General features: G+C 45.7%; 13 protein-coding genes. 8 read left to right on the plus strand and 5 right to left on the minus strand.

Going from position 1 to position 15,257, the window contains the following annotated elements; translation table 11 throughout:
- Positions 1-276: 276 nt before the first annotated feature.
- Both A3860_RS24435 and A3860_RS24440 read right to left on the minus strand, forming a co-directional pair.
- A complete protein-coding gene (locus A3860_RS24435; RefSeq protein ID WP_081150940.1) occupies positions 277-561 on the minus strand; it encodes a hypothetical protein in 285 nt (94 codons plus the stop codon).
- A gap of 33 nt (positions 562-594) precedes the next feature.
- Complete coding sequence (locus tag A3860_RS24440; protein WP_081150943.1) at positions 595-1,242, minus strand: NADPH-dependent F420 reductase; 648 nt, start codon at positions 1,240-1,242, stop codon at positions 595-597.
- 121 nt (positions 1,243-1,363) lie between these two features.
- Here A3860_RS24440 and ruvB point away from each other — a divergent pair, with 121 nt between their 5' ends.
- Positions 1,364-2,398 carry a Holliday junction branch migration DNA helicase RuvB gene (ruvB, locus tag A3860_RS24445; RefSeq protein ID WP_081150946.1) on the plus strand — a complete coding sequence of 345 codons (1,035 nt, stop codon included), beginning with the start codon at positions 1,364-1,366 and terminating at the stop codon, positions 2,396-2,398.
- Positions 2,399-2,518: 120 nt separating this feature from the next.
- Here the strand turns inward: ruvB and A3860_RS24450 are convergent, their stop codons facing one another.
- On the minus strand, positions 2,519-3,220 hold the full coding sequence (locus tag A3860_RS24450) for a response regulator transcription factor (RefSeq protein WP_014223080.1): 702 nt from the start codon (positions 3,218-3,220) through the stop codon (positions 2,519-2,521).
- A gap of 164 nt (positions 3,221-3,384) precedes the next feature.
- Here A3860_RS24450 and A3860_RS24455 point away from each other — a divergent pair, with 164 nt between their 5' ends.
- The 3 genes from A3860_RS24455 to A3860_RS24465 all read left to right on the plus strand — a co-directional run bounded on the left by A3860_RS24455 (position 3,385) and on the right by A3860_RS24465 (position 6,259).
- Positions 3,385-3,756: a co-chaperone GroES gene (locus A3860_RS24455; RefSeq protein WP_081150948.1), complete on the plus strand. Its 372-nt coding sequence runs from the start codon at positions 3,385-3,387 to the stop codon at positions 3,754-3,756.
- A 269-nt stretch (positions 3,757-4,025) separates the two neighbouring features.
- A complete protein-coding gene (locus A3860_RS24460) occupies positions 4,026-5,588 on the plus strand; it encodes a helicase HerA-like domain-containing protein (protein ID WP_081150950.1) in 1,563 nt (520 codons plus the stop codon).
- A 110-nt stretch (positions 5,589-5,698) separates the two neighbouring features.
- Positions 5,699-6,259, plus strand: coding sequence for an ester cyclase (locus A3860_RS24465; protein WP_081150952.1), 561 nt, complete (start codon positions 5,699-5,701; stop codon positions 6,257-6,259).
- Between the two features lie 64 nt (positions 6,260-6,323).
- Here A3860_RS24465 and A3860_RS24470 read toward each other — a convergent pair whose 3' ends face one another.
- Together A3860_RS24470 and A3860_RS24475 are read right to left on the minus strand one after the other, a co-directional pair.
- Positions 6,324-8,225: a RecQ family ATP-dependent DNA helicase gene (locus A3860_RS24470; RefSeq protein ID WP_081150954.1), complete on the minus strand. Its 1,902-nt coding sequence runs from the start codon at positions 8,223-8,225 to the stop codon at positions 6,324-6,326.
- Between the two features lie 18 nt (positions 8,226-8,243).
- On the minus strand, positions 8,244-10,364 hold the full coding sequence (locus A3860_RS24475; RefSeq protein WP_081150956.1) for a heavy metal translocating P-type ATPase: 2,121 nt from the start codon (positions 10,362-10,364) through the stop codon (positions 8,244-8,246).
- A 141-nt stretch (positions 10,365-10,505) separates the two neighbouring features.
- On the opposite strand from A3860_RS24475, the gene tsaE reads away from it, so the two are divergent.
- The 4 genes from tsaE to A3860_RS24495 all read left to right on the plus strand — a co-directional run bounded on the left by tsaE (position 10,506) and on the right by A3860_RS24495 (position 15,243).
- Complete coding sequence (gene tsaE / locus A3860_RS24480) at positions 10,506-10,919, plus strand: tRNA (adenosine(37)-N6)-threonylcarbamoyltransferase complex ATPase subunit type 1 TsaE (RefSeq protein WP_081150958.1); 414 nt, start codon at positions 10,506-10,508, stop codon at positions 10,917-10,919.
- Between the two features lie 103 nt (positions 10,920-11,022).
- Positions 11,023-12,237, plus strand: coding sequence for an alanine dehydrogenase (locus A3860_RS24485; RefSeq protein ID WP_081150960.1), 1,215 nt, complete (start codon positions 11,023-11,025; stop codon positions 12,235-12,237).
- A gap of 289 nt (positions 12,238-12,526) precedes the next feature.
- Positions 12,527-13,771 (plus strand): hypothetical protein, encoded by a 1,245-nt coding sequence (locus A3860_RS24490; RefSeq protein WP_081150961.1) that lies wholly within the window; start codon positions 12,527-12,529, stop codon positions 13,769-13,771.
- A 215-nt stretch (positions 13,772-13,986) separates the two neighbouring features.
- Positions 13,987-15,243: a hypothetical protein gene (locus A3860_RS24495; protein WP_081150963.1), complete on the plus strand. Its 1,257-nt coding sequence runs from the start codon at positions 13,987-13,989 to the stop codon at positions 15,241-15,243.
- Positions 15,244-15,257: the final 14 nt, after the last annotated feature.

Below are 15,257 nucleotides of genomic sequence, written 5' to 3' on the forward strand. Positions count from 1 at the left end.
TAATAGCGGTGAATGATGTCACCAACCCGGTTATACGATTTACGGATGGGTTTATAAAGGTGCTATAATTATCGTAATGATCTCTGTAGTTCGAAATAAAGCGCCCGTCGCTGGTTTGCGGGTGGTGAGGTAGCGTGAAAAATAATAAATTACAAATAAGCAGGAAAGAGCAAAAGGAACGAAAATAAACGAAAGATCCATGGGTGTTTTAGGAATTGAGATATAAAAATACTCAACAGCTTAGGTTTTCCAAGTCTCTTCCGCTTTTATACTTCTTTATAACATCGCTTTCACAATTTCTTCCCATTCCTGTTCAAGGGAATAACCGGGCATTCGTTTACCGGCTTTGGTGTACCAGTAATTGGCATTCCACACATCACCTTCGCGGCGGTGCAAATAGGCATGTATCCAGGCTGCAGATTTATCAGGTACGTCCTGTATTAATGTGTGGGCCTGGTCCCAATCGCCCTTGGCATCGTACCATAAGGATTGCAGGTATACGTTGATGGTAGCGGGTGGCGTATTGGTTTGCAGGCTTTGCTGAAAGGTTTCGAAATTCATGGGTTAAAGGTATAAACTATAAGGTAGAAAACCTTATACCTTCAACAGCTTGAATGCATGTGTCCATTGGTTTTCGAGAAAACCCGGAATGCACCACAAAATGCATAATGGCTCTATGGCGCGGGCGGCAGTGGCTTTTCCCATATCAGCTGTGTCCCATCCAAAGGAAGTTAATATTTCCGTTACTGTTTTTTTGGCTTTTTCGTCGTCGCCGCAAATGAACATAGTGGGTGGTCCGCCTTTTACGGTTGGTTTGTACATTTGGGCGTTACCCACACTATTAAACGCTTTTACCATTTTGGCCTGTGGAATTTGTTTTTGCAACCGTTCCATCAGCGACTCATTCAAGTCGGTAAAAAAGGAAAGCACCCCGTCTTTCGGCGGTGCAGCTGCTATGGGGTTGGTAGCATCTATCACGATCTTGTTGTTGAAGTGAGAGGTGCCCGATAGCTTGATGGCCGAATCAGCTACTGAACCGGCAACGGCCAGCACCAGTATATCGCCGAATTGGGCGGTTACACCAAATGTGCCGCATTGCCCTTTGGGGTTTTGCTGCTTCCATTTCTTTACTTCTTCCTTGCCGGGGTTGCGGGTGCCCAGCATGACTTCGTGGCCCTCGGCTAAAAAAGCAGTGGCCAGTTTTTGGCCAACTTCGCCGGAGCCAATGATGCCTATTTTCATGATCCTGTTTTTTTGTTCAGAATAAGCACAGTACTCTATTAAGTTAGGGAATTTTGTGTTTCCATCCCGGTATGATTTAAGAACGGTACATTTGCGTAGTTTTACAACTACGTCCAATCTAATGGCCAATCCGAACTTAAATAACAATAAAGAAACGCTCAGTGCGGCGGATAAAGAGTTTGAGAATAATATCCGCCCCCGGGAAATAAATGATTTTTCGGGGCAGGGACAGATCATTGAGAACCTGACAATTTTTATCAAAGCCGCTAAAATGCGTGGCGAAGCCCTGGACCATGTTCTGTTCCATGGCCCGCCCGGTTTGGGTAAAACCACGCTCAGCCGCATTGTTGCTAATGAGCTGGGGGTGAATATTAAGGAAACGAGTGGCCCTGTTATTGAAAAGCCCGGCGACCTCGCCGGTTTGCTCACCAACCTGGAGCCCAACGATGTATTGTTTATTGATGAAATTCACCGCCTGAGCACCGTGGTGGAAGAATACCTGTATGCCGCGATGGAAGACTACCGCATCGATATTATGATCGACAGTGGTCCAAATGCAAGAAGCATACAATTGACGCTTAATCCGTTTACATTGATCGGGGCCACCACTCGCAGTGGTTTGCTGACGGCTCCTTTATTATCGCGCTTTGCTATTAAGGAACGTCTGGAATATTATACGGCCGAAACATTGCAAAAGATCATTCAGCGTTCTGCCGGCATCCTGGGCACAAAAATAACGTCTGATGCAGCCGGTGAAATTGCCCGGCGCAGCCGCGGTACTCCACGTATTGCCAATGCCCTCTTGCGCCGCATGCGCGATTTTGCGCAGGTGCTGGGCAATGGCGTTATCGATATGGGTATAACGCAGCATGGTTTACGGGCATTGAAGGTTGATGAACACGGTCTCGATGAAATGGATAACCGCATTTTGCTAACCATTATTGATAAATTCAAGGGCGGCCCGGTAGGCATTACGACCATTGCAACAGCAGTGGGCGAGGAAACGGGTACGCTGGAAGAAGTATATGAACCCTTTTTAATTCAGGAAGGTTTTATAAAACGTACGCCCCGCGGTCGCGAAGCTACGCACAAGGCGTATGCGCACCTGGGGCGGGTAGCGCCGGGAAGCGGCGGAACGAATACCTTGTTTGATTAGAACAAATTCTGCAATAGATAATAAAAAACGCTGAATATGTGGTTCAACCCATATACTCAGCGTTTTTTTATAAAAAGGATCTTGTAATCGATCAGGTACTCCCCCTTTAGGGGGCGGGGGCTACGCCACCGGTACTACCAGGCGGAAGCCATTACCATGTATGTTCACGATCTCAATGCTGTCATCATCTTTCAGGTATTTGCGCAATTTGGCAATATACACGTCCATACTACGGCCATTGAAATAGGTATCGCTGCCCCAGATCTTTTTGAGCGCCTGCTCACGTGGCAACAGGTCATTCATATGCTCGCACAGCATTTTCAGCAACTCATTTTCCTTGGGCGACAATGTTTGTGTTTTACCGCTGTGGCTCAGCTCGCGTAATTTGGGATTGAAGTGATAATCGCCCAGGTCGTATTCTTTATTTTCCTGTTCTTTATTCACTTCTTCATTCCTTTTCAGAATGGCCTTTATTTTCAATAACAATACTTCGCTATCGAATGGCTTGGTGATATAGTCATCGGCGCCCAGCTTGTAGCCCTGGATGATATCTTCCTTCATTGTTTTGGCGCTGAGGAAGAATAATGGAATATCAGGATCCACGTCGCGAATTTCTTCGGCCAGGGTGAACCCATCCATGTGGGGCATCATTATATCAAGTAAGCAAAGATCAAATCTTTCGCGTTGAAAAGCGGCAAGACCCAGGCGACCGTCACGTTCAAGCGTCACATCAAAATCATTCAGTTCCAGGTAATTCTTCAACACCATTCCAAGGTTCTGGTCGTCCTCGCATAATAAAATTTTAGGTTTCTTTCCTTCCATTGTGATGTAGATTTAGTTCGATAGTGTAAATAAAGTTAAATCATTTGCGAAAACCGGCAATAGCCGCGTAATTTTTTGTTAATAATCCCTGTTTACCGGTTGAGTGGCAATTAATAAGTATGATCAGTTAATTGGTTAATTTTACATCTTTAATGCCAGCTCATATGCGTTTGACAACCGATAACAAATTCAAAAAGCTTATTGTCATTGGCGACAGGGTATTGATTCGCCCTGCAAAGCCCAATGAACGTACCGATACCGGCCTTTACCTGCCACCGGGGGTGGGGGAGCGCGAAAAGGTACAACAAGGTTATGTAATAAAAACCGGGCCCGGTTATGCAATTCCCTTACCGGTTGAGGAGGAAACCTGGAAAAGCAGCGAAGAACAGGTTAAATATGTGCCCTTACAGGCGAAAGAAGGCGACCTGGCCATCTTTTTACTAAGTGGCGCTACCGAAGTGCTGTACGAAAATGATAAGTACTATATCGTTCCGCAAAGCGCTATTTTGATGCTGGAGCGGGAAGAGGAGATGTAATGTGCTGATGTGCTAATTAGCCAATCCCGACATTTGTAGGGACAAGTTGTGCTAATAAAAACACATACGTAATGTTATTGGGGAGTTATCGGTCGGTGGCGGATGGCTCCCTTTGTTTTTAATAGCCGGGCAATATTTAATTTGATCATTTTCAGCTTATTAGGATGCAGGCTAAGGGGCATTATACTTCTGTAAAAAATATAATCTGTTGCCTCCCACGGCTTGCTGATTCGGGGTAAACATGTATCTTTCTGCCACAAAATTCCATTATGCCTGATAAAGATGCATTTGTTCAGCTGGTAAAGGATAATTATACATTTAAAGGAGAATCATTTCGCATAGGTACTGCTGTATTGGATGGAGAGGTGCTCGCCGGGGCAGATGCATGCATCCCATTAAAAACAATGAACCGTCATGGGCTCATCGCCGGGGCAACGGGAACCGGTAAAACTAAAACCCTGCAACTGATAGCCGAGGCTTTGAGTGATGCCAGTGTGCCGGTATTGCTGATGGATATAAAAGGCGACCTGAGCGGTATTGCCGCCGCCGGTTCTGAAAATAATAATATCAAAGAACGCCTGGCAAAGATCGGGGGGGAATATAAGCCTGCCGCTTTCCCCGTTGAGCTTATGACCCTGAGCAACGAAAAAGGCGTGCGCCTGCGTGCTACGGTAAGCGAGTTCGGTCCCATTTTGTTATCGAAGATACTTGATCTTAACAATACACAGGAAGGCATTGTGTCGCTTATATTCAAATACTGCGATGATAATAAAATGCCTTTGCTCGATCTGAAAGATTTTGTGAAGGTGATACAGTATGTGAGCAATGAAGGCAAGAAAGAAATTGAGCAGGCTTATGGTAAAGTTGCTACCACCAGTACCGGTACTATTCTACGTAAAGTAATAGAGTTACAACAGCAGGGTGCCGATCTGTTCTTTGGCGAACCTTCATTCGAGATCGACGACCTCATGCGTATTGCCGATGATGGCCGAGGTATCATCAGCGTTTTACGTGTAACGGAGATGCAAAACCGGCCCAAAATGTTCTCCACCTTTATGCTGCAGATGCTGGCCGAATTGTATGCAACCCTGCCCGAAGCTGGTGACATGGATAAACCCAAACTGGTACTGTTTATTGATGAGGCCCACCTGGTTTTTCAGGAAGCAACCGATGCGCTGTTGCAGCAAATTGAAACGGTTATAAAACTCATTCGATCAAAAGGCGTGGGTATTTTCTTTTGTACGCAGAACCCGCAGGATGTTCCCGCTGCCATATTAAGTCAGCTGGGCTTGAAAGTACAGCATGCCCTGCGTGCTTTCACTGCTGCCGACAGAAAGACCATTAAGCAGGCTGCTGAAAATTATCCCGAAACCGAATATTATAAAACTGCTGAACTACTTACCCAGCTGGGTATTGGTGAAGCATTAGTGACAGCCCTGAACGAAAAAGGCATTCCCACGCCGTTGGTGCATACCATGCTTGTTCCGCCCCGTTCGAGAATGGATGTACTTTCTGATGCGGAAATTGATAACCTGGTGAATCAATCAAAACTGGTGAAAAAATATGCCAATGATGAAGACCGGGAAAGCGCCTGTGAAATATTAGCGGCCAAACTGAACGACGCCGCGCAAAAAGCAGAACAACAAAAAGAAGAAGAAAAGCCGGCAAGATCATCGCAAAAAGAAGAAAAATCAACCCTGGAAAAAGTGCTCGAAAGTCCGGTCACCAAACAAATAGGACGTACCGCCGCCAACGTTATCACCCGTAGTTTGCTGGGGGCATTGGGGCTGGGCGGCAAGAGTTCGCGCCGTAAATCGGGCAGCTGGTTCTAATAAGGCTTATTTGCAGCAATCATATAGGATCTTCTATTGTTTCCCGTGAGTTCCAACCTTACACCACTGGGTGTTCCCGGGTATTTATTCTTTTATTTAAAACAACAATTATGAAGAAAGTATTTCTATTGCTCGCAGTATCCACCACTCTTTTCACCGCTTGTGAAAGCAATGCCAGCAAAACAACCGGAACAGCTGGCACAGACAGCGTAAAGTCTGAGTCAGCTACTGGCATGACTGAAAACAAAGCCGAACGCAACAAGAAAACAATGATGGCCAGCTACGATGCCATGGCCTCGCATAACGTAAACGAAATGCTGAAAGATTGCGCAGCTGATTGTGTTGATTATGGCGATGGAAGCATGCCTCCTATAAAGGGAAAGGATAGCATCGCTAAAATGTTAACTACAATGTTCAGCGCTTTTCCCGACTACAAAGGCAGCGACCTGAAATTTGTTGCCGATGGCGATTGGGTAATGGTATGGGGCGACTGGACAGGTACTTTTAAAAATGATTTCATGGGCATGAAGGCCACCAACAAATCGTTTAAGATGAAAGATGTGGATATATTCAAATTGAACGATGCCGGTCAAATTGTTGAACATCACAATGTACAATCGCCCAATATGATGATGATGCAGGTAGGAGCTGCCATGCCGGGTAAAAAATAGCTTTAATAACAATTAATAATGATGCTCGGGTCTGGATGGTATCATATCATCCAGCCCTTTTTTATTAAGCCGGTTTCACGTACCCTTCTTTATCGATGTAGATCTTGTTCTCTGTTTGCAGAAAATCGAGCACTTTATAAAGCTTCTCTTTTTTTATATCCGGAAGTTGTTGTGGCAATACTTCGCTGGCCACCGGTTGCTGGTTGATGACATTGAAAATAGATTGGGAAATGTTTTCAAATTCAGCAGCCGATAAACCATGACCCTTTTGTTGCAGGCAATTGTCGCAAATGCCGCATGGCTTTGTTTTATCGTCGCCGAAATAAGCCGCTATATACTGACTTCGGCATTGCTTTTCGATACGGATGTACCCCATCATGATGCGGATGCGCTCAATGAACAGTTGCTTTCTTTTTTCATAGCTGGTTATGTCAAAACGCAGGGTGGCTGGCCTTACCCGGTTCAACATCACATATATTTGTGGACTATCCTTGCGTGGAATGTATTCTATGATGGCATGGGCATGTAATCGTTTCAGGTCCTGTATAATGGCGGCTTCCTCTTTGCGCAGTAAACCCGCTACACTTTTTTCATGAATGTTAACCGGAATATCGAAAATACCTTCGTATGTGCGTAACAGGGTTTTTATCAGTGGTTCCAGCAGCGGGTTGTCGCGCTCAAACTGGTATAACCATTCTTTATTGGTTATGAACTGCACACGGGCAGGTAAAAATATCTGTTCGTTATAAGATACCCAACCTTCCTGTTCCAGGGCTTTTATGGCATAAATGGCCATGTGAACATTGAGCTGGAATTTCTTTATAAAATCAGTGAAATCGAAATTATAATAATTGCCTTCCCCTGAGCCGGAGGGTATCTGCAAATAGTTCATCAACGCTTCATATACCTTTCTGATATTTTCCAGACTGGGAAAACGGATCCCGGGTAATTCGTGCAGTTCATCCAGCTCTTTGTGATCGAATAATAACACGGCGTATGATTTCTTTTCATCACGGCCGGCGCGGCCTGCTTCCTGGTAATAATTCTCCAGGCAATCGGGTACATCGGCATGCACCACTACGCGCACATCGGGTTTATCGATGCCCATGCCAAACGCATTGGTGCAAACGATAGTGCGTATGGAGTTATTGATCCAGGCAGCCTGCTTTTGCACGCGTACTTCCTGCTGAAGACCGGCATGGTAGAAGTCGGCCGATATGCCATGCATGTTCAGCAGATCGCTGATCTCTTTGGTGCGCTTGCGGCTTTTGCAATAGACGATGCTGCTGCCCTTTACTTTTTGTAATATTTCGGTGACCTTGCCGATCTTGGTATCTACATTGAAAACACTGTATGATAAGTTCGGCCGTTCGAACGAGCGGCTGAATACCTTGTGATTGTGAAATTGCAGCTTCTCACAAATATCTTTCTGTACTATTGGTGTGGCAGAGGCGGTAAGCGCCAGAATGGGAATATTGGGAAGTTCTTCACGTAAGGCAGCAATGCGCAGGTACGGCGGTCTGAAGTCATAGCCCCATTGCGAAATACAATGCGCTTCATCAACTGCTATAAGATTGATATCAATCGCAGGCAGGTATTCAAGGAACAATTTTGTTTCGAGCCGTTCAGGCGAAACGTAGAGGAACTTGCAATTGCTGTTGGTTGCGAGTTTGAGAATATTGATCACTTCCTTGCGGCCCATTCCCGAATTAATAGCAAAGGCGGTAATGCCTTTTTTACGCAGGTTATCAACCTGGTCTTTCATTAACGCTATCAATGGACTTATAACCAGGCATAGTCCTTCCCGGGCCATGGCCGGCACCTGAAAGCAAATTGATTTGCCACCGCCCGTAGGCATCAGGGCGAGTGTATCTTTTCCGGCCAGCACAGAATTGATGATGTCTTCCTGCAATGGACGGAACGCGGCATGGCCCCAATATTCTTTTAATATGGAATGGATGCTCAAGTGTATTATGTTAGCCGGTTACGCTACTTTCTTAACGAACAACCGCACCGAATTTATCGCCAGCACCACATCACTCAACCCCATTACCAATGCACCAAAAGTGGGAGTGAGCAATCCAAACGCGGCAATAGGAATTGCAATGATATTATAGATAAATGCCCAGAAAAGATTTTGTCTGATGGTAACAAAAGTATGACGGCCCAGGCCCAACGCAAGCGGAAGGTTTTTGATGCCGCTGTTCATCAATACCACATCGGCTGTTTGTACAGCGATCTGTGAAGCTTCGCTCAATGAAATTCCAATGGTGGCTTTTGCCAGCGCGGGTGCATCATTGATGCCATCGCCCACCATGGCAGTTGGGCCCTGCAGGGTGAGGTCTTCAATAACGGCAAGCTTTTCTTCAGGCTTTTTTTCTGCGATCACTTCATCGATGCCCAGTAAATTAGCCAGCTGCTTGCATTTGATATGCCGGTCGCCGCTTAATAAAATAGTGCGCAGGTTGCGGTGACGCAGGTATTGTACAATAGTAATGGCTTCGGGTCGTACTTCATCCTTTACGTCTATCCAGCCCAGCAACTGCCCGTTTTTCAGAATATATACATTATGCGTATCGTCGGTAGTTAATGCTATGGCCATCTCGAATGAACCGGCTACATAACTGTCGCCCGAGGCGGTAGTGGCAATCATGCCTGAGCCTTTTTTCTCTTCTATTGTAGCCCAGCGAATGGCATCTTTTCGTTTCCAGCTATTGGTTATGCACTGTGCAATGGGATGGTTTGAATATTTTTCCAGCGAAAAGGCAATGTGTTTGAATTCATCGGCATCCATATGCTCCCCAACCACTTCGTAATTGGCCAGCTCGAACCGGCCCGTTGTGAGGGTGCCTGTTTTATCAAACACCACCTGCTTAATGGTCCTGAAAAGTTCCAGGCTTTTGGCATTCCGGAACAAAACCCCGTTTTTGGCAGCCCGGCCCAGGCCAACAGCAATGGCGGCGGGGGTGGCCAGTCCCATAGCGCATGGACAGGCAATAACCAGAATGGCTATGCTGCGCATTAGCGCCCCGGTAAAGTCGTGCAACACCAGGTAATTCACAATAAAGGCAACTACGGCAATACCCAGCACAACCGGAACAAATATGGCACTGATCTTATCGGCCAGCTGCTGTACGGGTGGTTTTTCGCTTTGCGCCTGTTTTACCAAATTAATAATATTCGACAGCACGGAGTCCTTTGCTTCGGCCGTAACCTGGGCTTTTATAATGCCATCGATGATGATGCTGCCGCCGATCAGTTTGTCTTTCCCTTTTTTGGTAATAGGCAAACTTTCCCCCGTGATAATGGCTTCGTTAACGGTGGCTTCGCCCGATAATATTTTGCAGTCGGCAGGAACCTGTTCGCCGCTTTTAATGAGAATAAGATCACCACTGCGCAGCTGGGTATTTTCTATGGGGAAAATTATTTCCTGGTGGTGTTCGTCAAAAGCGATCATATTGGCCATCACTTTTTGCGATTTGGCCAGGCTGTTCAATGCCCGCTGGGTTGATTGAATAGAGGCATCTTCCAGAAAATTGCCCAGAAATACCAGGGTGATGATAGAGGCTGTGGTCTCAAAAAAAAGATATTGCGGGCCTAGGTTCAGCAAGGCGCCGGTAAGGCTATATATAAATGCCGCAGATGCGCCAATTGCAACCAGTACGTTCATATTAGGCATGCGGTTGCGAATGCTTTTAATGGCACTGCGCCCGAAAAAGTTCATACCTACTACATAAACAGGGAAACAAAGGCCCAATTGTAGCCAGGGGTTCATGAGCCAGTGAAAGTGCACCCATTTGTCGAACATATGCAACATCAGCGGCAGGGTGAATGCCAGGCAGAATAAGAAGCGTTGTTTATGGTTGGCCAATAACTTTTTGCGCTTTGGGGCGCCTGGGATGTCTTCGTTTTGAACGGTATAACCCAGCGATTCTATGCCTTTGATGAGCTGTTGTTCGTTTTTGCCATCGATGTCAAAGCTCACTTCGCCCCCCATCAGGTTAACTTTCACATTTTCCATACCCTCATGGGTGAGGTACTGCTGAACGGTCAGCGCACAATTTGAACAGGTCATGCCATCTACTTTCCAATTCACTTTATTCATGTTTCAATCCATGGGGTTGAGTGTTTGCAAATTTACCGCTCTATGGGTAAATGATCCCGGCATAAAAGCAATAATATGTCCACCGGGTTGCAATTTTAACTTAAATCTGTCTTTCGGGCCCGGGTGTTATCTTTGCGATCTATGCAATTGCAATGTACTTTGGATAACATCAGGCAAACTGCACGCCGGTTTTGGGAACTTATTGATGGGCGTAAGGTCATTGCCTTTTATGGTGATATGGGGGCGGGCAAAACTACCCTCATTCATGCCCTGTGCGATGAAAAAGGGGTCACCAGCACGGTGGGCAGCCCCACTTTTTCTATAATTAATGAATATATATACCCGGGCGGCAGGCTGTTTCATATTGACCTGTACCGGCTGAAAGATGAGGAAGAAGCTATCCGAACGGGGGTCGAGGACTGCCTGTACTCGGGCGATATTTGCCTGGTAGAATGGCCTGGCCGTGCAGAAGCGATTTTGCCCGAGGACGCGGCCCGGGTAGAGATCAGGGTGGTTGACCCGCAAACAAGAATTATTCACGTGTTGAACGGGTAAGGCGGGAGGCAGGAAGCGAGCTTCCTACTTCAAAAACACCGACTTCCGATTAAATTTGTAACTTGTGGCCCCAATAATGGGGGTAAAATCATTTACTGCTCACATGTCCCAGCAAAAGCCGATCATCAGCACTTCTTTTAGTTATGAAACATTGCAGGAAACTTTGGATATTAAACCCAAAGGGGCCGAGTTGCACATTGGCATACCCAAGGAAACAGCTTTCCAGGAAAACCGCATTGCGCTTACCCCGGAAGCAGTGGGGGTGTTGGTAAGTAATGGACATAATGTGGTCATTGAGCACAATGCCGGCGAGGCGGCCCATTTCCGTGATCGCGACTATAGTGAAGCCGGCGCCAAAATAGTATATGATAAAGCGGCTGTATATAAAGCGCCCATTCTGGTAAAAAGCGCCCCGGTGGTTGAAGACGACCTGCCTCATCTGCAATTTAACCAGGTCATCATTTCGCCCATCCATTTATCGGCTATGAAGGCTGAATTCCTGCAAAAGATGATGGAAAAGCGCATTACGGCCATCTCGTTCGAAAACCTCAAAGACGATAGCGACAGTTTACCCATTGTTCGCAGTATGAGCGAAATTGCCGGCAGTGCGGTAATGCTTATTGCTGCGCAATACCTCAGTTCGGCCAACCATGGCAAAGGCGTGTTGCTGGGTGGTATTTCGGGTATTCCGCCTACCAAGGTAATTATTCTGGGGGCAGGTATTGTGGGCGAGTTTGCTGCCCGTGCTGCATTGGCCCTGGGTGCTTCGGTAAAAGTATTCGACAATAGTGTATACCGCCTGAAGCGGTTGCAAAATAATATCGGTCAACGTATGTGGACCTCAGTAATGGAGCCCCGAATACTGGCCAAACAATTAAAGACCTGTGAAGTGGCTGTAGGCGCACTGGGTTCGCCCAGCGGCCGCTCGCCTGTTGTTGTAACCGAAGAAATGGTAAGCAATATGCGACCTGGAAGTGTGATCATTGATGTTAGTATCGACCGCGGAGGTTGTTTTGAAACATCCGAGATCACCAGTCATGAACAACCGATCTTTATGAAGTACGGAGTGATCCACTATTGTGTGCCTAATATTCCATCAGGATTTGCACGAACCGCTTCACAGGCTATTAGTAATGTATTGATGCCTTTATTGCTTGAAGCAGGTGAAGAAGGTGGTTTTGAAAACCTCGTATGGCACAAAGTGCACCTGCGCAGTGGGATATACCTGTTCAAAGGCGCCCTCACCAATTTTCATTTAAGCCAACGCTTCGATTTAAAATACACAGACCTCAACCTGCTGATCGCAAGTCAGCGTTAAAGGTTGCATGTAATACATAATTATTTTTCATTTCAGGTAACAATAATATTATTAGTATATGCTATACTGGTAATGTGCGTGTTAATTGTGGGTGCAACACTAAAACTTTATTATTTACGTTAATTAGTGCGTCAGACATTTGACTTTAACGAGTTTCCTATTATTTTTGCGCATTCCCCAATTAACAATTGCCGCCACATTAACAAGAAAACGTAGATTCCCGTAATAAATAAACGTTTTTCACGTTTTCTATGGCCCCAAAGTTGCTAATTGGAATCAAATACCTGTTATGAAGACAAGGCCCTATTTGTTAGCAGTACTCTGCTTACTGATTAATGAAATCACTTCTTTTGCCCAAACCGTTCCCCCCATATCAGGTTGGGATCTGGATGAAAAAAGCGGCAGTTATACACTGAAACCGAAAGTACCCGGTGATACCAAAGAATTTATATATGAAATAATGCCTGTTGTAAAAATTGATGGGCAGTCGGTTGACGAATGGTTTGGCGGCGCTATTGATAAAGATATCAAGGAATCGGGGTTTACATTACCTGCATCTTCAGGTAAAAGAAACATTTCTACCAATCAAACTATTTTCTCCTACTCATCTGAGCTTACTGATAAAAAAGGCAAAGCCTGGTATGTAACCTATATCGGTTATCAGGTAGGCAATGGCGAAAATCGCATGGCCCGCGTAATGAGCTCCCCCGATGTAAAATATTATTCAACGTATATGCGTCCTGTAGCCGATCATATTGGCCAGCTCGAAAAACTGGATGCATCTGCAGCAGCTGCCGGTAAGCTTACCCGGGCAACTCCCACGCATACCCGTCAGGAGGTAAAGGCCGCTCCTGTTGCTGTACAAAGCGAACCCATTCCTGAAAGAGGGTTGAAATCACAGGAAATAAATGGTATTCTCATTCATCTTGAATATAACACTACCAGCGATGGTAAAATGGTGCGCATTTATAAACCTTACCTGGTTTTAAATGATGGTTCAATTTACAGTGAACCGGTAATAAGCCCATACAGCCTCGATGTTGAGCAGTCGAAACAGAAAGAGCCTAAAAAATGGGGTACCTGGAAATTGAAGAACAACTCTTTCATGGTTGAGTGGACAGCCCGCAATGAAACAGAAAAATGGTTCAAGAACTGGTTTTGGGCAACACCTTCGCAGAAAGAAGAAAAGCTCGACGGTTCGTTCATGACGGTAAACGGCATCGATAACGATGGCCTGAAAAGCTACGAGAAGGCAACTACCTCCAAATACATTGCTTTCAACAATTCAGGACAATTCACTATTACAGGCAGCGACAATAACAGTAACGCAGCTGTGCCTTCTTCTGAGTTCAATAAAAAGAATGAAGCCGGTACCTATACGCTCAATGATTACTCTATTGAGCTGCACTTTAATAACGGTACCGTTATCCGCCGCATATTCTATTTTTACCTGCAGGGTAAAACGCACTTTGGCGTGGGCAATTCGGTGTATAGTCCGAAGCAGTATGCCGAAGCCAGCACCACCAGCAATTAACCGTTCTCTTTCGGTATAAACATATCTTATTTTGCATCAGGCACAGGAGCTTATCCTGTGCCTGCTTTTTTTGCGGTTATTTACAGGCGCATATACATGTTTAAAACATTTCTATGGAAAAGTTTTGAACATGTGAAAAAGATTTAGGCTGCGTAAACCTTCTTTCTTTTCTGTGGCCCGAAAATTGACTGACCATTCCCTGTAAATAACCTACTATGAAAAATACGCTCCTGGTTTTAGTCCTGATCATGGGTTTGGGTATTCCCACTGTTTTTGCACAGTCTTCCTCGGTTCAGCCAATGCTGGGCTGGAGGATGGAGGAAAACAGAGGGCGTTTTGTTTTTAAGCCTACCGCTGTTTTCAGTGATGAAAATAAAGAATTCTCCTACGAAGTAATGCCGCTTGAAAAGGCCGAAGGAAAAACCTTCGACGATTGGTTTAGCGGTTCTATAGAGAAGAATATGCGCCTGTCGGGATTTTCCCTTCCAAAAAGTAAAGACAAGAAAAATATCAGCTACAGCACGCTGTCGTCTTATTCGGGTAAAGTAACTGATAAAAGCGGTCATATGTGGTATGTAGCTTACATGGCTTACCGCACAAACAACCAGCAGTACCGGCTGGCCAAACTGTTCAGCTCACCTGATATCACCTATTATACTAATTGCATGAAATCGGCCGCCATGCATTTTGGAAAACTGGCAAAGCAGGAAGGGGCGTTTGACCCCACCGGGCTTACTGATGTAGTCAAAAATACTGCCCCTGCGCCGGTAACACCACCCAGCGTTACCGAAAAAGTGCCCACACCACGCACCATCACCGAAACTGGCACAGGGCCGGTAAAAGGATTAAAAGCCACAGAAATAAAGGGAGTTGTTATAAACCTTGAGTATAGCTATGGGGTAGGAGGCGCTGTTGAAAGCGAGTATATGCCTTATTTGTTATTGAATGATGGCAGCCTGTACAGCAATCCGGTGGTGAGCCCCTATGAATTTGATGTAGCCCTTTCAAAACAACGGGAACCAAAAAAATGGGGCACCTGGAAGTTAAGCGGTGGCGCCATCACGGTTAACTGGCCCGCCAGAAATAAGACCGAAAGATGGGAGAAGAACTGGTTTTGGGCCCGGCCGGCAGCAGGTAACGAAAAAATTGAAGGGGCGTTTACCAGTATTTCCGGAGCAGGTAATACGGCAATAGGCGGCAATGTAATGACAGTTTCATCAAAGAATATTTTATTTAATACGTTCGGCCGCTTTGCCCTCACGGGGGTAGGGGTTGGAACCAATTATACCGATTACAGCATTGCTACTTCTGCTTATTCTAAAAAAGACGAAGCCGGCGCTTATGCCCTGAACGGGTATTCCATTGAGCTTCGGTTTAATAATGGCACTACCATGCGCCGGGCGTTTTATTTCTACCCCAAAGACAAGGCTCATTTTGGAATAGGCAATCACGTGTATATTCAGAAGAGATAAGGCGGCAAACGGCA

Source organism: Niastella vici (genome assembly GCF_002077945.1).
Classification (GTDB): domain Bacteria; phylum Bacteroidota; class Bacteroidia; order Chitinophagales; family Chitinophagaceae; genus Niastella; species Niastella vici.